This window comes from Ferrimonas sp. YFM, from assembly GCF_030296015.1.
Taxonomy (GTDB): Bacteria; Pseudomonadota; Gammaproteobacteria; order Enterobacterales; family Shewanellaceae; genus Ferrimonas.
The window spans coordinates 530751-554476 of sequence record NZ_AP027368.1 but is presented as its reverse complement, the minus strand read 5'-3'; the positions used below and the strand labels follow the sequence as shown (position 1 = coordinate 554476).

At 60.9% G+C, this 23726-nt stretch carries 20 protein-coding genes; 11 read left to right on the top strand and 9 right to left on the bottom strand.

The genetic code is table 11. From position 1 onward, the window contains the following. Positions 1 to 119 precede the first annotated feature (119 nt). From QUE41_RS02640 to QUE41_RS02620, 5 genes are all read left to right on the top strand, one after another. Positions 120 to 560, top strand: coding sequence for an Hsp20 family protein (locus QUE41_RS02640; protein WP_286341409.1), 441 nt, complete (start codon positions 120 to 122; stop codon positions 558 to 560). Positions 561 to 984: 424 nt separating this feature from the next. Further along, positions 985 to 1641 (top strand): ribose-5-phosphate isomerase RpiA, encoded by a 657-nt coding sequence (rpiA, locus tag QUE41_RS02635; RefSeq protein WP_286341408.1) that lies wholly within the window; start codon positions 985 to 987, stop codon positions 1639 to 1641. Between the two features lie 91 nt (positions 1642 to 1732). Then, positions 1733 to 2269: a glutathione peroxidase gene (locus QUE41_RS02630; protein WP_286341407.1), complete on the top strand. Its 537-nt coding sequence runs from the start codon at positions 1733 to 1735 to the stop codon at positions 2267 to 2269. A 103-nt stretch (positions 2270 to 2372) separates the two neighbouring features. Next, the gene (locus QUE41_RS02625; protein WP_286341406.1) at positions 2373 to 3809 is read left to right on the top strand and encodes a coniferyl aldehyde dehydrogenase; all 1437 of its coding nucleotides are present in this window, start codon (positions 2373 to 2375) and stop codon (positions 3807 to 3809) included. A gap of 9 nt (positions 3810 to 3818) precedes the next feature. Continuing rightward, positions 3819 to 4400 carry a TetR/AcrR family transcriptional regulator gene (locus QUE41_RS02620; RefSeq protein WP_286341405.1) on the top strand — a complete coding sequence of 194 codons (582 nt, stop codon included), beginning with the start codon at positions 3819 to 3821 and terminating at the stop codon, positions 4398 to 4400. On the opposite strand, the gene QUE41_RS02615 is transcribed toward QUE41_RS02620, so the two are convergent. After that, positions 4391 to 5008: a DUF2238 domain-containing protein gene (locus QUE41_RS02615; protein WP_286341404.1), complete on the bottom strand. Its 618-nt coding sequence runs from the start codon at positions 5006 to 5008 to the stop codon at positions 4391 to 4393. The genes QUE41_RS02620 and QUE41_RS02615 overlap by 10 nt on opposite strands. 124 nt (positions 5009 to 5132) lie before the next feature. Between QUE41_RS02615 and serA the strand changes: the two genes are divergently transcribed. Both serA and ygfZ read left to right on the top strand, forming a co-directional pair. After that, positions 5133 to 6362 carry a phosphoglycerate dehydrogenase gene (gene serA, locus QUE41_RS02610; protein ID WP_286341403.1) on the top strand — a complete coding sequence of 410 codons (1230 nt, stop codon included), beginning with the start codon at positions 5133 to 5135 and terminating at the stop codon, positions 6360 to 6362. 156 nt (positions 6363 to 6518) lie between these two features. Then, positions 6519 to 7400 carry a CAF17-like 4Fe-4S cluster assembly/insertion protein YgfZ gene (gene ygfZ / locus QUE41_RS02605; protein ID WP_286341402.1) on the top strand — a complete coding sequence of 294 codons (882 nt, stop codon included), beginning with the start codon at positions 6519 to 6521 and terminating at the stop codon, positions 7398 to 7400. A 54-nt stretch (positions 7401 to 7454) separates the two neighbouring features. Here ygfZ and QUE41_RS02600 read toward each other — a convergent pair whose 3' ends face one another. Further along, on the bottom strand, positions 7455 to 8408 hold the full coding sequence (locus QUE41_RS02600) for a DUF3187 family protein (protein WP_286341401.1): 954 nt from the start codon (positions 8406 to 8408) through the stop codon (positions 7455 to 7457). 161 nt (positions 8409 to 8569) lie between these two features. On the opposite strand from QUE41_RS02600, the gene QUE41_RS02595 reads away from it, so the two are divergent. Continuing rightward, entirely contained in the window at positions 8570 to 8767 is a 198-nt protein-coding gene (locus tag QUE41_RS02595; protein ID WP_286341400.1) for a DUF4250 domain-containing protein, read from the top strand. Between the two features lie 18 nt (positions 8768 to 8785). Here QUE41_RS02595 and QUE41_RS02590 read toward each other — a convergent pair whose 3' ends face one another. From QUE41_RS02590 to prfB, 4 genes are all read right to left on the bottom strand, one after another. Next, a complete protein-coding gene (locus QUE41_RS02590; protein ID WP_286341399.1) occupies positions 8786 to 9529 on the bottom strand; it encodes a ferredoxin--NADP reductase in 744 nt (247 codons plus the stop codon). Between the two features lie 100 nt (positions 9530 to 9629). Further along, positions 9630 to 10892 carry a dicarboxylate/amino acid:cation symporter gene (locus tag QUE41_RS02585; protein WP_286341398.1) on the bottom strand — a complete coding sequence of 421 codons (1263 nt, stop codon included), beginning with the start codon at positions 10890 to 10892 and terminating at the stop codon, positions 9630 to 9632. A gap of 464 nt (positions 10893 to 11356) precedes the next feature. Further along, positions 11357 to 12841, bottom strand: coding sequence for a lysine--tRNA ligase (lysS, locus tag QUE41_RS02580; RefSeq protein ID WP_286341397.1), 1485 nt, complete (start codon positions 12839 to 12841; stop codon positions 11357 to 11359). A 15-nt stretch (positions 12842 to 12856) separates the two neighbouring features. Further along, positions 12857 to 13955, bottom strand: a protein-coding gene (gene prfB, locus QUE41_RS02575) for a peptide chain release factor 2 (RefSeq protein WP_286341396.1) whose coding sequence is annotated in 2 segments (ribosomal slippage) — positions 12857 to 13879 and positions 13881 to 13955 — 1098 coding nt in all. Because the reading frame shifts where the segments join, the coding sequence is not laid out codon by codon here. A gap of 193 nt (positions 13956 to 14148) precedes the next feature. On the opposite strand from prfB, the gene QUE41_RS02570 reads away from it, so the two are divergent. Next, positions 14149 to 15615 carry a Na+/H+ antiporter NhaC family protein gene (locus QUE41_RS02570; RefSeq protein WP_502876010.1) on the top strand — a complete coding sequence of 489 codons (1467 nt, stop codon included), beginning with the start codon at positions 14149 to 14151 and terminating at the stop codon, positions 15613 to 15615. Positions 15616 to 15664: 49 nt separating this feature from the next. Here the strand turns inward: QUE41_RS02570 and recJ are convergent, their stop codons facing one another. From recJ to xerD, 3 genes are all read right to left on the bottom strand, one after another. Then, a complete protein-coding gene (gene recJ, locus QUE41_RS02565; RefSeq protein ID WP_286341394.1) occupies positions 15665 to 17389 on the bottom strand; it encodes a single-stranded-DNA-specific exonuclease RecJ in 1725 nt (574 codons plus the stop codon). A 63-nt stretch (positions 17390 to 17452) separates the two neighbouring features. Beyond that, a complete protein-coding gene (gene dsbC, locus QUE41_RS02560; RefSeq protein ID WP_353506864.1) occupies positions 17453 to 18163 on the bottom strand; it encodes a bifunctional protein-disulfide isomerase/oxidoreductase DsbC in 711 nt (236 codons plus the stop codon). A gap of 220 nt (positions 18164 to 18383) precedes the next feature. Then, positions 18384 to 19301, bottom strand: a complete 918-nt coding sequence (gene xerD, locus QUE41_RS02555; protein WP_286341393.1) for a site-specific tyrosine recombinase XerD — start codon at positions 19299 to 19301, stop codon at positions 18384 to 18386. 111 nt (positions 19302 to 19412) lie between these two features. On the opposite strand from xerD, the gene QUE41_RS02550 reads away from it, so the two are divergent. After that, positions 19413 to 20603: an efflux RND transporter periplasmic adaptor subunit gene (locus QUE41_RS02550; RefSeq protein ID WP_286341392.1), complete on the top strand. Its 1191-nt coding sequence runs from the start codon at positions 19413 to 19415 to the stop codon at positions 20601 to 20603. Between the two features lies 1 nt (position 20604). Next, complete coding sequence (locus tag QUE41_RS02545; RefSeq protein ID WP_286341391.1) at positions 20605 to 23721, top strand: efflux RND transporter permease subunit; 3117 nt, start codon at positions 20605 to 20607, stop codon at positions 23719 to 23721. Positions 23722 to 23726 lie beyond the last annotated feature (5 nt).

Here is a 23726-nt window from a genome sequence, read left to right as displayed (position 1 = left end):
GGAGGGTTGAAAAGCCCTCCGGCGACTCCATCTCTAACAGTGTCGAAGCATGGGTGCTCAATGGAGGCCCGGACGACAACCTTACACACTGAATTTGTTGCTCAAAAGAGGACACTGTTATGCGTAGTTTTGATTTTGCCCCCCTGTACAAATCCGCCATCGGCTTCGAGCGTTTCGCCAAACTGATGGATGAAGCCCAGCGCGCCGAGAATCACAACGGCTACCCTCCGTACAACATCGAGCTGGTGGAAGAGAACCACTACCGCATCACCATGGCCGTGGCCGGCTTCGGTGACAACGAGCTGGATATCGAAGTCGAGGGAGACACCCTGCGCATCGAGGGCACCAAGGCCAAGGGCGATGTAGAGCGCCACTACCTGCACCAGGGCATTGCCGAGCGCAACTTCAAGCGCCGCTTCAAGCTGGCCGACCATGTTCGGGTCAGTGACGCCCAGATGGAGAACGGTCTGCTGCACGTGGATCTGGTCCGCGAGATCCCGGAAGCGATGAAGCCTCGCAAGATCGCCATCAAGCAGGAAGGCCGTCTGGTCGAAGCCTGATAATGACCGGCGCCCGTTAACGGGCGCCTTGCCGGAGCCGTTATCTCCCCAAGCCATGTTTTTTCTTGTTGATAGCTTTTTGGTCGAGGATGACGACTGACAATTAAGGAGTTTGGTTGCAGACATAGTGGTCTACGTCAAAACCAAACGACGCCAAGTGTAAGTCGCCAGTCCGGCCCCGTAGGGCGCCAACCCCATCTGATTGTGCACTTAAATCATCATCCCTAGCCAGAAATAGCCACTCTTGTAAAACGATGGCGATCAGCGCAAAAGGCATCACCAAGGGTAAGCATGGCTTACTGCTCCGGCAGTAAACTGACTGAAATACCACTTCTCTTTTTCTCTCTCCCAAATGTGACCTAACGGTTTATCTCCAGGAGCCAAGGGAACTATAATTCCCGACAGACTTTTAGGAGATCCTTCGATGACACAAGACGAACTGAAAAAAGCCGCCGGCTGGGCCGCGCTGGAATATGTGGAAGACGGCAGCATTGTGGGCGTGGGCACCGGCTCCACCGTAAACCACTTTATCGATGCCCTGGCCACCAAGAAAAACAACATTGAGGGTGCCGTATCCAGCTCCGAAGCCTCCACCGCCAAGATGAAGGCCCTGGGCATCCCGGTGTTCGACCTGAACAGCGTCGACAACCTGTCCGTCTATGTAGACGGTGCCGACGAAATCAACCCTGCCATGGAGATGATCAAGGGCGGTGGCGCTGCCCTGACCCGCGAAAAGATCGTGGCCGCCGTGGCCGACAAGTTCATCTGCATCGCCGACGGCTCCAAACAAGTGGACATCCTGGGTGACTTCCCTCTGCCGGTCGAAGTGATCCCCATGGCCCGCAGCTACGTGGCCCGGGAAATCGTCAAACTGGGTGGCAGCCCGGTCTACCGTGAAGGTGTGGTGACCGATAACGGTAACGTCATCCTGGACGTATACGACATGAAGATCACCGAGCCCAAGAAGCTGGAAACCCAGCTGAACGCCATCGTCGGTGTAGTGACCAATGGCCTGTTCGCCGACCGCGGTGCCGATGTACTGCTGCTGGGCACCGAACAAGGCGTCAAGACCATCAAGTAACCACCTCTGTGTCGGGCCGATCCTGTGATCGGCTCGCCGCCCATTCTCGTAAGGGGTAGTGGATACCCCTTTTTCAGTCCAAGGAGTGACAATGCGAGCTGTTATCGCCCTGCTGGCCCTGTTGGCCACCCCCTCCCTCTACGCCGCCTCCTGCCCAGACTGGCTGGATGTGGACAAGCGCCGTCTGCATGACAAGGAGCAGGTCAACCTGTGCCAGCTGACCGCCGGTCGACCCGCCCTGATCGTCAATACCGCCAGCAACTGTGGCTACACCCCCCAGTTCAAGCAACTGGAGCAGTTACACAAAACCTATGGCGACAAGCTGGTGATCATCGGCTTCCCCTCCGACGACTTCTTCCAGGAGGAGGACGAGGAAGCCAAGACCGCAGAGGTGTGCTACCGCAACTATGGGGTCAGCTTCACCATGCTGGCTCCGGTCTCGGTGCGTGGCAGCGATGCCGACCCCATCTTCAAGGCTCTGGCGGACCAGGGGGGCTCCCCAAAGTGGAATTTCTACAAATATCTGGTGGACGGCAGCGGCAAGCTGGTGGATTACTGGGCCCCGACCACCAAGCCAGATGATGAAGATATCGTCAAAGAGATCAACAAGTTGGTTTCTGAGGGCTAAGCCGGTTATAAACTATTCCAACAGGGCGCCTTGACGGCGCTCTTTTTTTGGACCAAGATCAGACCGACTAATCAGTCGGTAGTTTTTTCGTCCCGGAGGACCCATGACCGAGCAACCCATGCAGCCATTGAACAGTGAAAAGCAGGCCATGCTGCTGCACTTTGAGCAACAGAAGGCGGCGTTTCACCAGGAGCCCTACCGGGATGTAGCGCACCGCATCGACGACCTCAGCCGCCTCAAGCAGGCCCTGTTGAAGCACAGTGACAACCTGGCCCAGGCCCTAGACCAGGACTACCAGGGGCGCAGCCATCAGGACACCCTGATCTCTGACATCCTCCCCTGTGTGATGAACATTGGCTACACCACTAAACGCCTGAAAAAATGGACAAAGCCAGAACGTCGCCACGCCGGGCTGTTGCTGGCTCCTGCCCAGGTGGAGGTGCACTATCAGCCTCTGGGTGTGGTGGGCATCGTGGTGCCCTGGAACTTCCCGGTGATGCTCTCCATCGGCCCGCTGATCACCGCCCTGGCGGCGGGCAACCGGGCGATGATCAAGTTGTCTGAGTTCACCCCCAAGGCCAACGCGGCGCTGATTGAGATGCTGGCGGACGCCTTTGACGAGAAGCAGGTGGTCTGCATCGAGGGAGAGGCGGAGATCGCCGCCCAGTTCAGTGCCCTGCCCTTCGATCATCTGCTGTTTACCGGCTCCACCACAGTAGGCCGTCATGTGATGCGCGCGGCCGCCGACAACCTGACCCCGGTCACCCTGGAACTGGGGGGCAAAAGCCCCACCATAGTGGGCCCGGACATGGATCTGGACACTGCCGCCGAACGGATGATCCTCGGCAAGACGCTCAATGGCGGTCAGATCTGCGTGGCACCGGACTATGTGCTGGTGCCTAGGGAGAAGCTTCAGGGATTTGCCGAGGCCTACCAGCGTCAGTTCCAGTCACTCTATCCCAAGGGGATCGACAGCCAGGACTACACCTCTGTGGTCAATGAGCGCCAGTATCAGAGGTTGATCGCCTGGCTGGAGGAGGCCGAAAACAAGGGGGCCAAGGTACTGCCCTGTGTGCCCGGCCATCACAGGAATGACGAGCGAAAACGCCTGACCACTCACCTGCTGCTGGACACCACAGACGAGATGACGGTTCGCCAGGAGGAGATCTTCGGCCCGCTGCTGCCGCTCATCCCTTACGACAGCATCGACGAGGCACTGGAGTACGTCCGCAGCCGCCCCCGTCCCCTGGCCCTTTACCTGCTCAGTTATGATAAGGTGCTGCAACAGAAGGTGATCAGCCAAAGCCACGCCGGGGGCATGTGCATCAACAACGCCCTGTTCCACGTGGCCGCAGACGACGCCCCTTTCGGTGGAGTCGGACCATCAGGCATGGGCCACTATCACGGCATCGAGGGGTTCAAGACCTTCTCTCATGCCAAGACGGTGCTGCGCCAGGGGCGCCTCTTCGTAGGCAAACTGGTGTATCCCCCCTACGACAAGTGGCTGCAGAAACTGATCTTCAAATTCTTCCTCAGATAAGGAGTTGAGGTGAGCGCCTCGAAACGTCAGCAGATTCTGGATACCGCCCTGGTGCTCTTCGTCGAGCAGGGGCTTGAAGGGGCGGCCACCGCCAAGATCGCCAAGGAAGCCGGTGTCGCCACCGGCACCCTGTTTCATCACTTCGCCAACAAGCAGGAGCTGGTGTCAGCCCTCTATCTGGCCATCAAGGGCGAACTGGCGGAGCGGCTGCCGCCGGTGACCTCGGAGATCCCCACCCGGGAGATGGCGGGCAAGATGTGGCAGGCCTCCATGGAGTGGGCCCTGAGCCATCCGGACAAACTGCGCTTCCTGCTGGCCTACTACCAGTCTCCGGTGCTGACGCCCGAGACCCGGCGTACCGCCAAGTTTGAAACCCTGGGGTTCGTGCTGGAGCTGATCAAGGTGGGGCAGGCCCGCGGAGAGCTGGCAAACTACCCCCATGAACTGATGATGGAGGTGTGCCACAGCCTGTTTATGGCCAGTGCCGGTCACTTCATCGACCACCCTGACCAGGCCGCCGACCCCGAACAGCACCAGGCGGCCATGACCATCTTCTGGAACGCCCTGGCCGCCCCCGGCCATCACGCCTGAGAGCTGAGCGCCTTCAGCTGACCGTCGTGTACCCGTCCCAGCAACAGCTGGGACGCAATGGCGCCGATCATGGCCCACATCATGTCGGACTGGGTATCCCAGACATAGCCCTGGGTCCCCAGGAAGGCCTCAGCATCCTCACCGGTTCCCAGTGCCACCCACCACTCGATCAGTTCATAGAAGGCGGAAAAAGCCAGGCAGAAGCAGACCGACAGGAAGAACACCCAGCCTCCGGGGCGCACCACCTGATTCCGCAGGAATATCTCCCGGGCCAGTATGGCGGGGATGAATCCCTGGGCCAGATGGCCCACCTTGTCGTAGTTGTTCCGTTCCCAGTCAAACCACTCGGCCAGGGTATCGAACAGCGGCACCTCGGCGTAAGTGTAGTGGCCCCCCACCATCAGGATGACGCAGTGCACCAGCACCAGCTGGTAGGCCAGAGGCGTCAGTGGGTAGCGCTTCAGGGTGACCAGCAGAATCACCGCCCCGATCAGGGCAGGCAACACCTCCAGAAACCAGGTGAAGCCATCCTTGGGATCGATGGCAGACCAGATCAATACCAGGGTAAAAACAGCGGCCCAGGCCAGGCGGGGCAAGGTTTGTGACATGGCTATTATCTATCATTCCTATGGTTGTATTGCGGCTAAGTATAACGATCAATTCCACTATTCATACAAAAAGGAATTAGGGTAAGCTGGGCTATTCCCACTCGCGCTGTATGGAATCTGTACCATGACCCAATACTCTCTCGAAAAAGACAAAATCAAGGTTCTGCTGCTGGAGGGACTGCACCCGCGCTCCATCGAAAGCTTCAAACTGGCCGGTTATGACAACATCGAGGCCCTGAAGACGTCCCTCTCCGAAGAGGAGTTGATCGAGCGTATCAAGGATGTGCACTTCATCGGCATCCGCTCCCGCACCCAGCTGACCGAGAGAGTGATTGAAGCCGCGAGCAAACTGGTGGGCATCGGCTGCTTCTGCATCGGCACCAACCAGGTAGACCTCAAGGCCGCCGCCAAGAAGGGTGTGCCGGTATTCAACGCCCCCTTCTCCAACACCCGATCCGTGGCTGAACTGGTGCTGGGTGAGATCCTGCTGCTGCTGCGTGGCATTCCCGAGAAGAACGCTCTGGCCCACCGCGGCGTCTGGCAGAAGAGTGCCAGCGGCAGCTTCGAGGCCCGTGGCAAGGTGCTGGGGATCATCGGCTATGGCCACATCGGCACCCAGCTGGGCGTGTTAGCGGAGAGCCTGGGGATGCAGGTGATGTTCTATGACATCGAGAACAAGCTGCCCCTGGGCAATGCCCGTCAAATGGCCTCCCTGCCCCAGCTTCTGGCCCAGGCGGACATCGTCAGCCTGCACGTACCGGAAACCCCGGCCACCAAGGATATGATCAACGCCGATACCCTGGCCCACATACGTCAGGGCAGCATACTGATCAACGCCTCCCGTGGCACTGTGGTGGACATCAACGCCCTGTCCGCCGCCCTCTCCAGTGGTCGCATTCGCGGCGCCGCCGTCGACGTGTTCCCGGTGGAGCCCAAATCCAATGACGAGGAGTTTGTCACCCCGCTGCGTGAGTTCGACAACGTCATCCTGACGCCCCATGTGGGGGGCTCCACCCAGGAGGCTCAGGAGAACATCGGCATCGAAGTGGCCTCCAAAATGGTGAAGTACTCCGACAACGGCTCCACCCTGTCGGCGGTGAACTTCCCCGAGGTGTCCCTGCCAGAGCACACCGGCGCCAGCCGTCTGCTGCACATCCACCACAACGTGCCCGGCATCCTCAACCAGATCAACCAGGCGTTTGCCGCCAAGGAGATCAACATCGTTGCCCAGTTCCTGCAAACCAAGGGCGACCTGGGCTATGTGGTGATGGACGTGGAAACTCAATACGCCGACGACGCCCTGGCCCAGCTCAGCGCCATCGAAGGCACCATCCGCGCCCGTATTCTGCACTGATCCCTGCCGGCGCCCTGTCGCCAGGTCTGACTCCGTTGGGGCCATTCACCATCTGGTGAATGGCCCCTTTCAAAATGGGGACTTAGGCCAGTTTTTTTCCACTTCGCCATGGCTTACACTGATGGGCTTCCATCGACCATATTTTTAGGATTTGCCATGGCGCAGCTCATCCCCCTGACCCACCTGGGTCTTGTCCGCATCAGCGGCGACGACACCCTGACCTTCCTGCAGGGGCAACTCACCATCAACCTGATGACCCTGGAGGAGAACCAGTGGAGTTGGGGCGGTCACTGTGACCCCAAGGGCAAGCTGCTGGCCAGTTTCCGGGTGCTCAAGCAGGGCGGCGACATCCTGATGCTGATGCCCAAAGAGCTGATCTCCCTGGATATGCCTCAGCTTCAGAAGTACGCCGTGTTCAACAAGGTGACCATCACCGACGCCAGCGACGAGCTGCCGGTTCACGGGCTGTTGGGCGACGATGCCTGTCAGCTGGCCGCAGAGCTGTTTGCCGGTGACGGCAACCTGCGCCACCTGGAGAGCGCCAGCCTGCTGCTGGACGACGCCAGTGCCATCCTCCTGGGAGAGGTACCCGGCGGCCTGAGCGCCCTGGAGAGTGGCAGCGAAGCACAGTGGCTGCGCCATGAGATCGCCCAGGCCTGGCCCATGCTGCCCGCCAGTCAAAGTGGCGAACTGGTGCCACAGATGCTGAATCTGGACGCCGTCGGCGGCATTCAGTACGACAAGGGCTGCTACATCGGCCAGGAGACCGTGGCCCGGATGCACTTCCGTGGTGGCAATAAGCGCGCCACCTTCGTCCTCAAGGGCAGCGCCTCGGCCCTGCCCGAGGGGGATCTGGAGCTGGCCCTGGGTGAAAACTGGCGCCGTGGCGGCACCCTGCTGAGCAGCCAGCTGGTTGAGGGGGAACTCTGGGCCACGGCGGTGATGGCCAAGGATGTGGAGGCCGACGCCAGGCTGCGCATCGGCGAGGTGGAACTGGCCATCGAGCCACGCCCCTACCCGCTGTTTGGCGAGGAGTAACCTCCTCCAACGAAAAAGGGCGCCCCGGGGCGCCCTTTTTGTTGTCGGACTGCACTACATCCTGTGGCGATAGCCCAGGGCAAAGGCGATGTCGGTGCTGTTGTCCATATTGAACACGTTCTCAATCATGGTCAGCTCGATGGCCCCCCGTTTCAAGTGGTAGCGGTACCCCAGCAGAAACTCATGGGAGATCTCATCCAGTTCATCCACATCCTTGGTCTCACCGCTGTAGACGTGATACTCCAGCAACAACCGATGACGCTCACCGAGGCGGTACTGATAGCTGCCACCGGCCATCCACGACCAGTCACTCATCTTCAGTCCCCCGGACACCTCCTGATCGTCGCTGTGGGCCGTGCCGACGGTAAAATGGAAATGGTGAGGTGAATTGGGCTGGTAGCTGTAGTTGAGCTGGGCAATCTGCTCGAAGGAGCTGATCTCGAACGGACCGCTGCCCACATAGTTGTAGGAGAGGCCCAGTCCGGCAGACACCGCGTGGGGCCCCTGTTGATAGAGTTGGTAACCGGCATAACCGGACAGGGCGTTACTCAGGGTTTCGCCCTGAAAGTCCTCATAAAGCACCCCATATTGGGGGGCGGAGATGTAGAAGCGGTGCTTGGGCACCTGGTCGCGGCCGTTCTGCCCCAGGCCAAAGAAGTCGTGAAACTTCTCGGTGATGGTGTCCAACCCATTGTCGGCGGCAAAACGATACTGGTAGTTGAGCTCAAACTCCCAGCGCTCCCAGGGGGCGAAACGGGCCCCCAGGTTGACCTCATTGTGGTAGTAGTCCATCTCATAATCTGGGGTAACCGCCCAGACACTGGCGATGGCGCCGGTGAGATGCCACTCCACCGTGCCGGTTTCCATCACCTGACCACTGCGCAGCATGGGGGTGTAAGCCTGGGCCTGTAGCGGCGACTGGGCCTTGACCATCAGCGGGCCATATTCGCTTCCCTGAGCCACAACCGGAGCCAGCAGCAGAGGCCATAAGATTGTTCTGGTTCGCATCCGTTTCTCTCCCTCAATCCCACTTCCATAATGCCCTGAATTGAGAGCATGGCAAGTTTATACCAGTGTAGGGAGATCCTAGCTTAACCCCGGCTGTACACACTCCGTCGTTTAGCCCCTAATCTATAGTTAACGACAGGAGTCATCTTTCTGGAGGCATTATGGAGATTCAACGGCCGGAACTGCTGGATGCCCACATTCTGCTGGGCATCGTCAATGAGCGCCTGAGGCTGTCCTGCGAGAACCTTGGAGAGCTTGAGGAGGATCTGGGAATAAGCGGCGCCCAGTTGGAACACAAGCTGGGCGCCATCGGCTTTCACTACCTGCCGGAGCAGAACCAGTTTCGCCGGGAAGAGTAAACCGGACTCCAGGGGAGTCTACCAGTACTTCTCCATGGTGATCTGTCCCGGGGTGCGCCGCAGGTTTTTCCTCAGCTTCATCCCCTCCAGCACCGCCAGGGTATCGCGAATCATGTCCGGATTGCCGCACACCATCACCTGACTGCGCGAGGGGGTGATGGGCCGGTCGGCGTACTCCTGAATCTGACCGCCGGAGATCAGTGCCGGAATTCGCCCCTTGAGCATCCCTTCCACCTCTTCACGGCTGACCACGGGGATGAACTTAAACTGCTCAGGGCGAGCCTGTTCCAGGGCGCGAATCTCCTCCAGATAGGCCATGTCCTCCAGGTTGCGTACCGCGTACACCAGGTTGAAGGACTCGAACTGATCCCAGCTTGCCGGGTCGCGAAGTATGGAGAGGAAGGGGCCGACGGCGGTGCCGGTCGCCAGCATCCACAGGTCACGGCCGGCGGGGACTTCGTCGAGCACCATAAACCCGGTGGGACGCTTGGCCACCATCAGTTGATCGCCGGGGCGAAGGTCCTGCAGCCTGGGGGAGAGTTTCCCCTCCTCCACGGACACCGCCAGAAACTCCAGCAAGGACTCACCGGGCGCATTGACGAAGGAGTAGGCCCTTTGCACCCGCTCCCCGTCCTGCTCCAGCCCCAGCTTGGTGAACTGGCCGGCCACATAGGGCTCCACCTCGGCCTCCACCTTGAGAGTGAAGAGTTTATCGTTCCAGTCGATCCGTTCGACTACGGTGCCGTTAACCCAAAGGCTCATTCCCATCCCTCGTGTGGCGTTGAACTGTTAACCAGAATAACAGAACCCCCACAAAGAAAAACCCCGCCGGAGCGGGGTCTTTATCCAGGCCGATGAGGGGTTAACCGGACAGTTCGGTGCGCTCCTCCAGCAGGGCCTGGCGAGCCTCACTGCGGTCCACTATGGTCACCACCGCAGTATCCCCCACCACATTGGTGGAGGTCAGCACCATGTCGATCACCCGGTCCAGGGCGGCCACCAGGGCAAAGGCTTCCACCGGCAGGCCCATCTGATGAATGAGCACCCCGATCATCACCATGCCGCCACCGGGCACGCCACCGGCGCCGACAGACAGCAGGAAACAGGAGGTCACCAGGGCGGGCAGTTGGGCCATGGTGATGGGAGCGCCATAGGCATTGGCCAGGAAGAAAGCGGCGATGGTGATGTAGATGGACACCCCGCTCATGTTCATGGTGGCCCCCAGGGGCACACCAAATCCGGCGGTGGCCTTGTTAACCTTCATCTTCTCCACCAGGGTACGCATGGTCACCGGAATGGTGGCGTTGGAACTGGCGGTGGAGAAGGAGAACAGCACCTGCTCCCGGGTCTTACGGCGAAACTCGGCGGCGCTCATCTCCGTGGTCAGGGACACCACCACAGGGTAGACCACAAACAGCCACAGCAGCAGCAGCCCCAGGATCAGCCCCATATAGCTGAGCACCGACAGGAAGGTCTTCGCCTCCAGGGTGGCCCCCAGTTTCAGCATCAGGCAGAACACCCCATAGGGCGCCAGGCTCATCACCATGGTGATCAGGGTCATCATGATGCGGTTGGCGACCCCGAAGCCCCTGGCCACCCCCTCCACTTCACTGCCCAGCTTCTTGATGGCGATGCCCAGCAGCAGGGCCATGAAGATCACCTGGAGCATGTTGCCGGAGGCAAAGGCGGTAATGGGGTTGCGCGGCACAATATTGAGGATCAGCTCGCCGATGTTGGGCAGGTCGGTGGACTGAATCTGCGCCCCCTCCCCCATGCTCACCAGGTTGGCTCCCAGGCCAGGCTGGAACATCAGGGAGATCGCCACCGCTGCGGCGATGGCCATGATGGTATTGATGATGTACAGACCAAAGGTCTTGCTCCCCAGGCGGCCAAAGGCGCGCACATCCGGCAGCTCACAGACGCCGCTGACGATGGACACAAACACCAGGGGCACCACCATCAGCATGATGAGGTTGACGAACAGCTGTCCCCCCAGGGTGGCCAGCTCCACCAGGGATTCAGAAAACAGGGCCACATCGGCCAGGAGAAACTGGATGGTTGTCCCAAGGAGCAGGCCGGAGAAGAGGCCGATAAAGATCCTTTTGGACAAAGAGTTGGAATGCATAGGTGCTACCTGTATTGGGCGCCCGGTGGCGCTTCGACGGCTCTCTTAAGGCGGAGCCTTCATGTAAGACCGGCATATACTATCGCTGATGCCAGAGAAAAGACACAGGTTACACGGCGGTTAACAGGCAATTTATCCAGTTACAGAGCCCAATTCAGATATAACATCTGGCCGAAACCCGAAGGTTCACTGGTTTCATCCACTGGATGCCCGGTTGAAGCCAGCATGATCCACCAGCCGATCCAGGTCACACTTTTCCAAACCCTGCCGCTCATCGGAGCAGCCTCTGCACCTGAGCACTGCAATTCACTGGTTTTCTCTCGATAAGGCAGTGAATTCCACTGGCCTTGATCTCTTTCGGCAGGGCAAGGGGGAACAACATGCTGACAACATCGGCCACCCCCTGGAATTTCAGACAAAAAAATGCCCGCCAAAAGGCGGGCACTTAAGTGATTCACTCCGGCTTAGCTGCCCTGGGGACGCAGCGCGGGGAACAGAATCACGTCACGAATGGTGTGGCTGTCGGTAAACAGCATCACCAGACGGTCGATACCGATGCCCTGACCGGCAGTCGGAGGCAGGCCGTGCTCCAGAGCGGTTACGTAATCACCGTCGTAGAACATCGCTTCGTCGTCACCGGCGTCCTTGGCCTTCACCTGATCCAGGAAGCGCTGCTTCTGGTCTTCGGCGTCGTTGAGCTCGGAGAAGCCGTTGGCGATCTCGCGGCCACCCACGAAGAACTCGAAGCGGTCGGTGATCTCCGGGTTCTCGTCGTTACGACGGGCCAGAGGCGACACTTCAGCCGGGTACTCGGTGATGAAGGTCGGCTGAATCAGGCGGTGCTCGGCGGTCTCTTCGAAGATCTCGGTGATCACCCGACCCAGGCCCCAGCCCTTCTCCACTTCGATCTTCAGATCCTTGGCCACTTCACAGGCGCTGGTGAAGTCGGCCAGCTGCTCGCGGGTCACCTCGGTGTTGTACTTGAGGATGGCGTCCACCATGCTCATGCGAGCGAAGGGCGCACCGAAGTCGAAGGTCTCTTCACCGTAGCTGACCACGCTGGTGCCCAGCACTTTCTGAGTCACCTCTTTGAGCATCGCCTCGGTCAAATCCATCAGATCATTGAAGTCCGCGTACGCCATATAGAACTCCATCATGGTGAATTCCGGGTTATGGCGTGGGGACAGACCTTCGTTGCGGAAGTTGCGGTTGATCTCGAACACCCGCTCGAAACCACCTACCACCAGACGCTTCAGGTACAGCTCAGGGGCGATACGCAGGAACATCTCCTGGTCCAGGGCGTTGTGGTGGGTGATAAAGGGGCGGGCAGACGCACCACCGGGAATCACCTGCATCATGGGGGTTTCCACCTCCATGAACTCACGCTCGGTCATAAACTGGCGGATGGCGGAGATCACCTTGGAGCGCACCTTGAAGGTGTTGCGGGACTCTTCGTTGACGATGAGATCCACATAGCGCTGACGGTAGCGCTGCTCCTGGTCGGTCAGGCCGTGGAACTTCTCGGGCAGGGGACGCAGCGCCTTGGTCAGCAGCTTGTACTCGCCCATGTCCACGTACAGGTCGCCCTTGCCGGACAGGTGCAGCTGACCCTTGATGCCGACAATGTCACCGATATCCAGACCACCGATCGCCTTCAGCTCTTTCTGCACGCCCTTGGAGGCGTAGCCCTGAATGCGGCCGGACACATCCTGAATCACCAGGAAGGGACCACGCTTGGCCATCACACGACCGGCGATGGACACCACTTCGGCCAGCTCTTCCAGCTCCTCTTTGGATTTGTCCGCGTATTTAGCCTGAAGATCTGCAGCCTGGTGCTCGCGTTTCCAGTCATTGGGGTGACCGTTGGCGTTGCACTCTTTGCGGATGCCGTCCAGCTTGGCGCGGCGTTCGGCAATCAACTTGTTTTCGTCTTGTACCTGTTCAGTCATTTTCTCTACTCAGTCTTACAGGCCAGATTTCAGGCTGGCTTCGATGAAGCGATCCAGGTCGCCATCCAGTACCTGTTGGGTGTTGCGGTTCTCCACCCCGGTACGCAAATCTTTGATTCGGGAGTCATCCAGCACGTAAGAGCGGATCTGACTGCCCCAGCCGATGTCGGACTTGGCGTCTTCCGCCGCCTGCTTCTCCGCATTCTGCTTCTGCACTTCCAGTTCAAACAGCTTAGCTTTCAGCTGCTTCATTGCCTGGTCTTTGTTCTTGTGCTGAGAGCGTTCATTCTGACACTGCACCACGGTATTGGTGGGCAGGTGAGTAATACGCACCGCAGATTCGGTGGTGTTCACGTGCTGACCACCGGCGCCGGAAGCGCGGTATACGTCGATACGCAGGTCCGCCGGATTGATGTCGATGTCGATGTTGTCGTCCACCTCGGGGTAGGCAAACGCCGAGGAGAAGGAGGTGTGACGACGGCCACCGGAATCGAAGGGAGACTTACGCACCAGACGGTGTACGCCGGTCTCGGTGCGCAGCCAGCCGTAGGCGTACTCACCGGTGAACTTGACGGTGGCACTCTTGAGGCCGGCCACGTCCCCTTCGGACAGTTCGATAATCTCGGTCTTGAAACCCTTGGCTTCACCCCAGCGCAGGTACATGCGCAGCAGCATGTTGCACCAGTCCTGGGCTTCGGTTCCGCCGGAACCGGCCTGCAGATCCAGGTAGGCGTCGTTGCCGTCCTGGGGACCGGAGAACATGCGACGGAACTCCAGCTTGGCCAGGCGGGCTTCCAGCTCATCGAGCTCACCCTGAGTCTCGTTGAAGCTGTCCTCGTCCTCCTCCTCGACCGCCAGTTCCAGCAGCTCGGTCACGTCTTCCAGGCCCTGATCCAGAGTGTCGATGGTCTTTACCACCTCCTCCAGGGCACCACGCTCGCGACCCAGTGCCTGGGCACGCTCAGGCTCGTTCCAGACGTCGGGCTGCTCTAGCTCCGCGTTAACCTCTTCCAGACGCTCTTTCTTGGCGTCATAGTCAAAGGTACCCCCTAAGGAGATCTGTCCGCTCAGACAGCTCCTTAATCTTGTTTTGAACCGGATTGATTTCGAACATTTCCGTCCTACAGATTGATGACACTATGCAAACCGGCAATTTTAACCTAAAGCAGGGCGGATCGCACCGGGTTCTGCGGGGTTTTTGTGCAAAAAAATGTCGATGAATTTGCCCGGTTTCCGGGCGCTTCACTGGCACCCAGGGTCCCTATGTTGCATCATGGAGGCCGGACCTCCACAAGAACAACAATATGATAACCAACGAGCTTCTCAGTCTGGCTCCGGTGGTGCTCACCATTGGCATGGCCCTGGTCATCCGCCGAACTCTGCTGGCCCTGGGCAGTGGCTTGCTGCTGGCGGCGCTGATTCTGCACTGGGGCACGGTCACCGGGCCGGTGCTCTATCTGGCGGACAACTTTACCGGCCAGCTCTATGCCGACGGCCAGTGGCAGGGGTGGCATCTGGATGTGATCCTCACCATCGCACTGCTGGGCATCCTCACCCAGCAGCTGGCCCGCAGCGGCGCGGTCAATGCCTTTGCCCACTGGCTGTTTCCCAGGATCCGCAGCCGCCGCCAGGCCCGGCTGGCGGTGGTGGCCGTGGGCTGGATGGTGTTTATCGATGGCATCTTCAGCTGCCTGGCCAACGGCAACGTCAGCCGACCCCTGTGCGAGCGCTACCGCATCTCCAACGCCCAGCTCGCCTATCTGGTGGACAGCACCGCCTCTCCCCTGTGTGCCATCCTACCCTTCTCCAGCTGGGGCCCCTATGTGATGACCCTGCTGGCAGGGCTGGCCTTCCTCAATGAAGCGCCCCTGACCGCCTTCCTGCAGGTGGCCTGCACCAACTTCTATGCGGTGATCACCCTGGCCCTGGCGGCCCTGGTGGCCTGGAGCAACCTGGGCTTCAAGAGCGCACCGGCCAGGCCGGAGCACTTCCAGGCTCAGGAGGAGCAAGCCGGCAGTCCCTGGTTGCTGGGCCTGCCGGTGCTGGTGCTGATCGGCGGCAGTTTGCTGCTGGCGGTGATCTCCGGCCTGGAGGGGGGCGACACCCTGATGCAGTGGCTGGCCAATGCGGATATTGGCGCCGCCATGCGCAACGCCTCATTGGGGGCGGTGCTGCTCTCCCTGGTGTTGCAATGGCGTCAGGGGATCAGGCTCAAGGCGATGCTGGTGGCCAGCTGGATGGGGCTGCGCTCTGTGGCCACCGCCCTGGGGATTCTGATGATGACCTGGATGGTGGGCCGGGCCATCGGCGATCTGGAGACCGGCCGGGTGATGGCCACCTGGGCCTCGGCCCACTTGGCAGAGGGGCTGCTGCTGCCGGGGATCTTCCTGCTGTGTGCGGTCACCGCCTTCGCCACCGGCTCCAGCTGGGGCACCTTCGCCCTGATGATCCCCATCGGCGCCGAGATCGCCTGGCAGCTGCAACCCCAGCTGCTGTTGCCCGCCCTCAGTGCGGTGATGGCCGGCTCGGTGTTCGGCGATCACTGCTCCCCCATCTCCGACACCACGGTTTTGAGTGCCACCGCCAGCGGCTGCGCCCCGGTGGATCACGTCAGCACCCAGCTGCCCCTGGCCCTGACCAGTGCCGCCCTGGCCCTGGTGGGTTTCACCCTGCTGGGACAACAGCTGTCCCTGGTGCTGGTGTGGCCGCTGATGCTGGTGCTGATGCTAGTCCTGGGCGCCATGGCCATCAAGGGGCAGGCCAGAACCGGATAACCAGACACAAAAAAAGGCGCACAACGCGCCTTTTTTCTGCCGGAGATTCTTAGTTGGGAGACAACCACTCCACCATCAGTTGCACGCTGTCGTTGCCCCGCCAGTGGTTCACATCCAGCCGGTAGGCCAGCTCCACCCACTGCACACCGCCATTGGGCCACAGCTTGAGATCCACGTTGAAGGCGATGGCGTCCAATTGCAGGGCCCCGCACTCGGTCTCCACCACCATCTTCAGGTGCTTCTGCCCCACCAGGCGCTGATCCAGCAAGCGGAAGCGGCCATCAAACATCGGCTCGGGGAACGCCTGTCCCCAGGGGCCGGCGTCCCGCAGTTGCGACGCGGTCTGCAGGCTCAGCGCCTGGGCCGGCAGTTCACCGTCACTGAGCAGCTCCCCGGTCAGCTGATGCTCCTCCAGCTCGGCGCGCACCGCCTGATCGTAGGCGGAGGCAAACTCCTCGAAGCGCGCACCATCCAGGCTGAGGCCGGCGGCCATGGCGTGACCACCAAACTTGAGGATCATCCCGGGGTTGAGCGTATCGATGCGCTCCAGCAGGTCACGCATATGCAGCCCGGGAATGGAGCGGGCCGAGCCCTTGAGCTCGCCGTCCCCCGCATCGGCGAAGGCGATCACCGGCCTGTGGTACTTCTCCTTGATGCGGGAGGCCAGGATACCGATCACCCCCTGATGCCAGTCACCCTGATAGAGCGCCAGCCCCCAGGGCAGGTCCTTGTCGCTCAGTTGCAGAGAATCCAGGGCCTGGACCGCCTCCTGCTGCATACCCGCCTCGATCTCCCGCCGTTCCGCATTCAGGCTGTCCAACTGACTGGCCAGCTGGCGGGCGGCGATCAGATCCTCGGTCAGCAGACACTCGATCCCCAGGGACATGTCGTCCAGGCGACCGGCGGCATTGAGCCTGGGCCCCACGGTGAACCCCAGGTCCGACGCCACCAGGCGACCCGCGCTGCGGCCGGCCACCTCCAGCAGTGAGGTGATGCCGGGGCGGCAACGCCCGGCGCGGATGCGGTTGATCCCCTGCTGCACCAGCAGCCGGTTATTGGCATCCAGAGGCACCACGTCCGCCACAGTGCCCAGGGCCACGATGTCCAGGTAGTTGGCCATGTTGGGCTCGGCGATCCCCTGTTCGGCAAACCAGTTACGGCGGCGCAGCTCTGAACGCAGGGTCAGCATGAGGTAGAAGGCCACCCCGACTCCGGCCATCGCCTTGGAGGGAAATTCGCACCCGGGCTGAACCGGGTTGACGATGGCATCCGCCTCAGGAAGGGTGTCTCCGGGCAGGTGGTGGTCGGTGACGATCACCGTCATCCCGGCCTCTTTGGCGGCTCGGACACCGGCATGGGCAGAGATGCCGTTGTCCACGGTGATCAGCACCTCGGCACCCATCTCCTGGGCCAGGGTCACCAGCTCAGGGCTGAGTCCATAGCCGTAATCGAAGCGGTTGGGCACCAGGTAGTCGATGCGCTGGGCCCCCAGGGCACGCATCGCCAGCAGGGTCAGGGCGCTGGAGGTGGCCCCGTCCGCGTCGAAATCCCCCACCACCAGCATCGGCTGCTGCCGGGTCAGGGCATCCGCCAGCAGGGCCGCCGCCTCGGCGCAGCCCTTGAGTTTGGCTGGATTGATCAGCCCCTTGAGCTCCCGCTCCAGCTCCGAGACACAGCGTACGCCGCGGCGGGCATAGAGCTGACGGAGCAGGGGCGGCAGGGTGTCGGGCAGATGGGCATCATCCACGGTGTCGCGGCGAACGATTCTGGTCATTGGGGACTCGGCATGGGGCAATAAAAAAGCGGGCCTGGGCCCGCTTCTGGGATTGGGACTAGCTTAACGGCTACTGAGCTGCATCTGCAAGCGGCTGGCAGGCAGGTAACCTGGGACCATGGTGCCGTCATCCAGCACCATGGCTGGGGTGCCGCTGACGCCGAAGGTGTTACCCAGCTCGTAGTGCTTAGCAATGGAGGCAGCGGCCGGGCAGGCGGCGCCCGCCAGCTTCTGGCCCGCCTTGGCTTCGCCCATGGCGGCCTTGGGGTCCTTGGCACACCACAGCTTCTCCATCTCCTTCCAGGCACCGCTGTTGGCGCCGCCACGTGGATAGGCCAGGTAGCGAATGGTGATGCCCGCATCCAGGTAATCCTGCATCTCATTGTGCAGCTTGCGGCAGTAACCACAGGTGGTGTCGGTAAATACGGTCACCACATGCTTTTCGTTGGGGGCCTTAAACTCGATGGCGGTATCCGCCACCTTGGCCAGCAGCTCCTTGCGGATGCCGGACATACGCTGTTCGGTCAGGTTGGCCATCTGATTCTTCAGGTCATACACCTGACCGTGAATCAGCTTGCTGCCATCTTCGGTTACATAGAACAGCCCCTGACCTGTGACCACTTCGTACAACCCCTTAATGGGTGCGGGAGAGATCGCCTCAGCCTTGATGCCCAGGGTCTTCTCCATGGCGGCTTTCACCTCCGCCTCCCCGGCCACTGCGGTACCCGCAACCAGGGTCAGCGCCCCCATCAGGGACAAAATCTGTTTTCTCATTTTAATGACTCCGTTTCGCCTCAGTGGTATAGACCGGGCTGTGACAGCAGAAATTACAGTATGGAACCTGTTTAGCCAAGCTACATTTCCCCGCAACCCGCGGCGAATCAGGTTTTTTTGTAACCAGCTCTGAGTGTATAGCTCATCCGCGGCCTGAATGAGGGAAACATCTCGGTTCAGGATGGTTTTAACGCACTGATTCAGAACATCAAGCCGACGGTCATCCCCTGGGGTGATGGGTTTCATGGAGCCGTTGCAGCCTGGCCTGAGCCACATGGGTATAGATCTGGGTGGTGGAGAGATCCGAATGCCCCAGCAGCAGCTGCACCACCCGAAGATCCGCCCCGTGGTTGAGCAGATGGGTGGCAAAGGCATGACGCAGGGTGTGGGCGGAGATGCTGCCGCTGATCCCCGCCCGCACCGCATAGAGCTTGATTCTGTGCCAGAAGGTCTGGCGCTGCATCATGATGCCGCGACTGCTGGGAAACAGCACATCGGAATCCCGTCCGGCCAGCAGCTGAGGGCGGCTCTGCTTCAGGTAGAGGGTGAGCAGATCCAGGGCAGCCTCGCCCACGGGCACCAGCCGCTCCTTGCTGCCCTTGCCGGTCACCCGCACCACTCCCTGCCTGAGTCCCAGTTGCTCCAGTTGCAGACTCACCAGCTCTGACACCCTAAGTCCGGTAGCATAGAGCAGCTCCAGCATCGCCGCGTCCCTCAGCTCCAGGGGATCCTCTCTGTCCGGTTCATCCAGCAGGGCGCTGACCTGGGACTCGCTCAGGGTATCCGGCACGTGTCGTGTGAGTTTGGGGGGTTTGATCCTGGCCAGGGGGTCATTCTCCAACTCCCCCCGGCGCACCAGGTCTCCATAGAAGCGGCGCAGGGCACTCAGGGTGCGGGCGGTACTGGTCTTGGCCATCCCCGCCTGCTGACGCACCTCCAGATACTGGCGAAGGGTTTCCCCGGTCACCTGCTCCAGGGCTTCCCCTCTGGGAATCAGGAATTCGCAGAAGCGCATCAGGTCGCTGCGGTAGGCCGCCAGGGTATGCTCAGAGAGGCCTTTTTCCGCCCAGAGCCGATCCAGGAACCCTTCTATAAGCAACTGATCCTTATGACGAAGCTTATTGTTACTCTCAGTCATAGCCTCTTACACTCTACAAAAACTCACTTACAAATAACCCTCACGAGCCACTCAACATTTTGTTAACCTGTGGGGCTATAAAGACAAAACCATTCTCGAAGGAACGCAACTATGCTTTGGTTAAGGCGCCTGATGCCCATCGCCATCATACTCTGTCTGCTGGCGGGCGGCGTAACTCTTATTATCAAGACCAAGCCACAACCCGAGAAGAAGGAAGATACCCAGGCGCTGCCCCTGGTGGAAGTCCAGGAGATTCGCAGCGACGACATCACCCTGTCCCTCAACTCCTACGGCGTGGTTCAACCCAAGCATCAGACTCAACTGGTGGCGGAGGTCAGTGGCCGCATCCTTGAGCTCTCACCCAGTTTTATTGCCGGCGAAGAGGTGAAAAAGGGTGACATTCTGGCCCTTATCGAACCCGCCGACTACCAGGCAGACCTGATGCAGGCTCAGGCCAACCTGGCCCAGGCCAAGGCTCAACTGCAAGAGGAGATCGCCCGGGGCAAGGTGGCGGAGCAGGAGTGGAAAGGGGTCACCAGCGGCCTGCCGCCGGAGCTGGGCCTGCGTAAGCCCCAGCTGGCCCAGGAGCAGGCCAAGCTGCGCTCCGCCGAGGCCTCCCTGGCCCGCGCCCAGCGCAACCTGGAACGCACCGTCATTCGCGCCCCCCTGGACGGCCTGGTGAAGAACCGGGATGTGGATCTGGGTCAGTACGTGGGCCTGGGCACCAAACTGGGTGAAGTGCTGGGCACCGACATCGCCGAGATTCGCCTGCCCCTGAGCGTAGAGCAGCTGCGCTTCATCACCAACCCTGACAGCCCGGACAGTGAAGTGGCCCTCACCCAGGAGAGCCCCACAGGCACCCTGAACTGGACCGCCCGCCTGGTGCGCTCGGAACAGGTGATCGACGCCCAGAGCCGGATGATCTACCTGGTGGCCCAGATCGACGACCCCTACAACCATAAGGGACAGCTGGACTCCGGCGTGCTGAAGTTTGGCAGCTTCGTCAACGCCGAGATCCAGGGACGCACCCTGAAGAACATCATCCGCCTGCCCCGCCACAGCGTGCGCAACGATACCGTGATGGTCATCGGCGAAGGCAATCTGCTGGAGCGCCGCCCGGTGGAAGTGGTGCACACCGATCTTAACTCCGTCTACATCCGCGGCGACATCAGCAAAGGGGACCGCATCTCCCTGACCGCACTGAACTCCTTCCAGAATGGCAGCGAAGTGCGCATCCTCGGAGAGGAGCCCCAGGCCACCAACGGCCGTGCCCTGAGTGCCGAGGTCAGCGCCAATGAGTGATATGCAAACCCGAAAAGGGCTGATCGCCTGGTTTGCCCGCAACAGTGTGGCGGCAAACCTGCTGATGTTCGGCCTGCTGATAGGCGGCTTTTTCGCCACCTTCACCATCAACAAAGAGGTGTTTCCCCGGTTTGAGCTGAACCTGCTGCGGGTCTCCGTGGGCTACCCCGGTGGTGCCCCCCAGGAGATCGAGGAGGGGATCACCATCAAGATCGAGGAGGCGATCAAGGACGTCCAGGGGATCAAAAAGGTCACCTCGGTGGCCTCCGACTCCAGCGGCACGGTCACCATCGAGGTGGAGGATGAAGCGGATCCCGCCGAGGTGCTCGATGAAGTCAAACTGCGCATCGACACCATCTCCACCTTCCCGGACAGCATCGAGAAACCCGAGGTATTCCGCATCCGCCCTGAGCAGGACGTCATCTGGCTGTCCATCTACGGCGATGCCCCCCTGGCGGAGCTGAAGGAGCTGGGCAAGGAGATCCGCGACGAGATCACCAACCTGCCTGCGGTCAGCCGCGCCGACCTGACCGGCGCCCCCTCCTACGAGATCAGCATCGAGCTGTCCGAGGACAAGCTCCGAGAATACGGCCTCACCTTCGAAGAGGTGGCCTCGGCGGTGCAGCGCAACTCCATCGACCTGCCCGGCGGCTCCATCCGCGCCCAAGACGGTGACATATTGCTGCGCACCAAGGGCCAGTCCTACACCGAGCAGGACTTCGCCAACACCCTGGTGCTCACCCGTGCCGACGGCACCCGGGTGATGCTTTCCGACGTGGCCCGCATCCGCGACGAGTTCACCGAAGGGCTGAGGTACACCCGCTTTAACGGCAAGACCGCAGTCTTTGTCGGGGTGAAGAGCGTCGGCGAACAGAGCGCCCTGGACATCTCCGAGCAGGTGCGCGACAAGGTGGCCGAACTGAAAGAGACCCTGCCCGCCTCCATCGAAGTGGAGCACTGGGGAGACGTCACCTTCTACCTCCAGGGCCGTCTGAACATGATGCTCACCAACATGGCCCAGGGTGCCCTGCTGGTGTTCCTGATCCTGGCCCTGTTCCTGGAGTTCAAGGTGGCTTTCTGGGTAATGATGGGCCTGCCTGTGTGCTTCCTCGGCGCCCTGTTCCTGATGCCGCCCCTGGGGATGAGCATCAACCTGCTCAGCCTGTTCGCCTTCATCCTGGTGCTGGGGATAGTGGTGGACGACGCCATCGTCATCGGCGAGTCCGCCTACAGCGAGATTGAGCAGCATGGTCACACCACGGACAACGTCATCGCCGGCGCCCAGCGGGTCGCCATGCCCGCCACCTTCGGGGTACTGACCACCATCGCCGCCTTCGTGCCCATGCTGCTGGTGCCGGGCCCCTTCGGCATCATCTGGAAAACCATCGGCTTCGTGGTGATCCTCTGCCTGGCCTTCTCCCTGGTGGAGTCCAAGTGGATCCTGCCTGCTCACCTGGTGCACGCCAGGCTGCAGAAACGGGGCAAGGCCGGCTGGCTGGGCAGCAAGCAGCATGCCTTCAACCTCAAGGTGCGCCAGTTTATCCAGGAGCGCTACAAGCCGGTATTAGAAGCCTGCATCGCCCGGCGCTATACCGTGGTGGTCGGCTTCATCAGCGTATTGGTGCTGGTGGGGGCCATGATGGGCACCGGCCACATCCGCTTTGTGTTCTTCCCGGACATCCCATCGGACTTCATGCAGGTGCAGCTGACCATGGAGCAGGGCACCTCTGAGGAGAGCACCCTCAAGGCGCTGCAGCACATGGAGGATCAGCTGGAGAACCTGGACAGCCAGTGGCAGCAGGAGTTTGGCCAGCCCATGGTCAAGCATGTGCTGGCGGATCTCGATTCCCGCACCTCAGGCTCCTTCGTCATCGAGCTGACCAAGGGGGAGGATCGCCTGCTGGACACCAACCAGATCAGCGAACTCTGGCTGGACGCCATCGGCCAGATGCCCGGGGTTAAGGGCATCGATATCCAGGGCACCACCGGCGGTGCCGGCGCCGACATCGCCTTCCGCCTGGAAGGCAAGGATATGGTGATGCTCTCCCGGGCCGCCAGCGAGTTGAAAGAGAAGCTGGCCACCTACGACGGCCTGCAGGACATCAACGATAACTACTCCTCCGGTTCCCAGGAACTGCGCCTGGCGATCAAGCCGGAAGCGGAAGCCCTGGGGCTGACCCTCTCCGACCTGGCCCGCCAGGTGCGCTACGGTTTCTACGGCTATGAAGCCCAGCGGATGCTCAGGGACAAGGAGGAGGTGAAGGTGATGGTGCGCTACCCCGAGAGCGAACGCCGCAACCTGGGTCACCTGGAGAACATGCGCATCCGCACTCCCTCCGGCGTCGAGGTGCCCTTCTCTGCCGTGGCCAGAGTGGAACTGGCAGAGAGCTACAGCGCCATCATCCGCACCGACGGCAAGCGGGCTATCACCGTCACCGCGAGGGCCAACAAGGACAAGGTGGAGCCTGGCAAGGTGGCCAAAGAGGTCAACGAAGAGTATCTGCCTGAGCTGCTCTCCCACTACCCCGGGGTTCAGAGTGAGCTGGACGGCGCCAGCGCCGAGGAGAGCGACGCCTTGGTTAGCCTGCTCCAGGGGGCGGGCCTGGCCCTGTTTGTCATCTACGCCCTGATGGCGATTCCGCTGAAATCCTACAGCCAGCCGCTGATCATCATGTCGGTGATCCCCTTCGGCATGATTGGCGCCGCCATCGGCCACTACATGCTGGGGCTGAGCCTCAATGTCCTCAGCCTGTGCGGCATCATCGCCCTGGCCGGGGTGGTGGTGAACGACTCGCTGATCCTGGTGGATTTCGTCAACCAGGCCAGGCGCCAGGGGATCCGCCTGAAGGATGCGGTGGTGGAAGCGGGCACCCGCCGCTTCCGCGCCATCGTACTCACCTCGTTGACCACCTTCCTGGGCCTGGTGCCCATCGTGTTCTTCGAGAAGAGTCTGCAGGCGAAGATCGTGATCCCCATGGCCACCTCCCTGGCCTTCGGCATCCTGTTCTCCACCCTGGTGACCCTGCTGCTGGTGCCCAGCCTCTACCTGATTCTGGACGACTTCAAGCGATTCATTGTCTGGTGGTGGCGCCCCGGTGCCAAGGAGCAGAAAGCCTGAACAAA

What these genes read in the sequence shown, in the direction of transcription:
- QUE41_RS02640 (WP_286341409.1), top strand. Translation starts at nt 120, where the DNA reads ATGCGTAGTTTTGATTTTGCCCCCCTGTACAAATCCGCCATCGGCTTC.
- rpiA (WP_286341408.1), top strand. Translation starts at nt 985, where the DNA reads ATGACACAAGACGAACTGAAAAAAGCCGCCGGCTGGGCCGCGCTGGAA.
- QUE41_RS02630 (WP_286341407.1), top strand. Translation starts at nt 1,733, where the DNA reads ATGCGAGCTGTTATCGCCCTGCTGGCCCTGTTGGCCACCCCCTCCCTC.
- QUE41_RS02625 (WP_286341406.1), top strand. Translation starts at nt 2,373, where the DNA reads ATGACCGAGCAACCCATGCAGCCATTGAACAGTGAAAAGCAGGCCATG.
- QUE41_RS02615 (WP_286341404.1), bottom strand. Translation starts at nt 5,008, where the DNA reads ATGTCACAAACCTTGCCCCGCCTGGCCTGGGCCGCTGTTTTTACCCTG.
- serA (WP_286341403.1), top strand. Translation starts at nt 5,133, where the DNA reads ATGACCCAATACTCTCTCGAAAAAGACAAAATCAAGGTTCTGCTGCTG.
- ygfZ (WP_286341402.1), top strand. Translation starts at nt 6,519, where the DNA reads ATGGCGCAGCTCATCCCCCTGACCCACCTGGGTCTTGTCCGCATCAGC.
- QUE41_RS02600 (WP_286341401.1), bottom strand. Translation starts at nt 8,408, where the DNA reads ATGCGAACCAGAACAATCTTATGGCCTCTGCTGCTGGCTCCGGTTGTG.
- QUE41_RS02595 (WP_286341400.1), top strand. Translation starts at nt 8,570, where the DNA reads ATGGAGATTCAACGGCCGGAACTGCTGGATGCCCACATTCTGCTGGGC.
- QUE41_RS02590 (WP_286341399.1), bottom strand. Translation starts at nt 9,529, where the DNA reads ATGAGCCTTTGGGTTAACGGCACCGTAGTCGAACGGATCGACTGGAAC.
- QUE41_RS02585 (WP_286341398.1), bottom strand. Translation starts at nt 10,892, where the DNA reads ATGCATTCCAACTCTTTGTCCAAAAGGATCTTTATCGGCCTCTTCTCC.
- lysS (WP_286341397.1), bottom strand. Translation starts at nt 12,841, where the DNA reads ATGACTGAACAGGTACAAGACGAAAACAAGTTGATTGCCGAACGCCGC.
- recJ (WP_286341394.1), bottom strand. Translation starts at nt 17,389, where the DNA reads ATGACCAGAATCGTTCGCCGCGACACCGTGGATGATGCCCATCTGCCC.
- dsbC (WP_353506864.1), bottom strand. Translation starts at nt 18,163, where the DNA reads ATGAGAAAACAGATTTTGTCCCTGATGGGGGCGCTGACCCTGGTTGCG.
- xerD (WP_286341393.1), bottom strand. Translation starts at nt 19,301, where the DNA reads ATGACTGAGAGTAACAATAAGCTTCGTCATAAGGATCAGTTGCTTATA.
- QUE41_RS02550 (WP_286341392.1), top strand. Translation starts at nt 19,413, where the DNA reads ATGCTTTGGTTAAGGCGCCTGATGCCCATCGCCATCATACTCTGTCTG.
- QUE41_RS02545 (WP_286341391.1), top strand. Translation starts at nt 20,605, where the DNA reads ATGCAAACCCGAAAAGGGCTGATCGCCTGGTTTGCCCGCAACAGTGTG.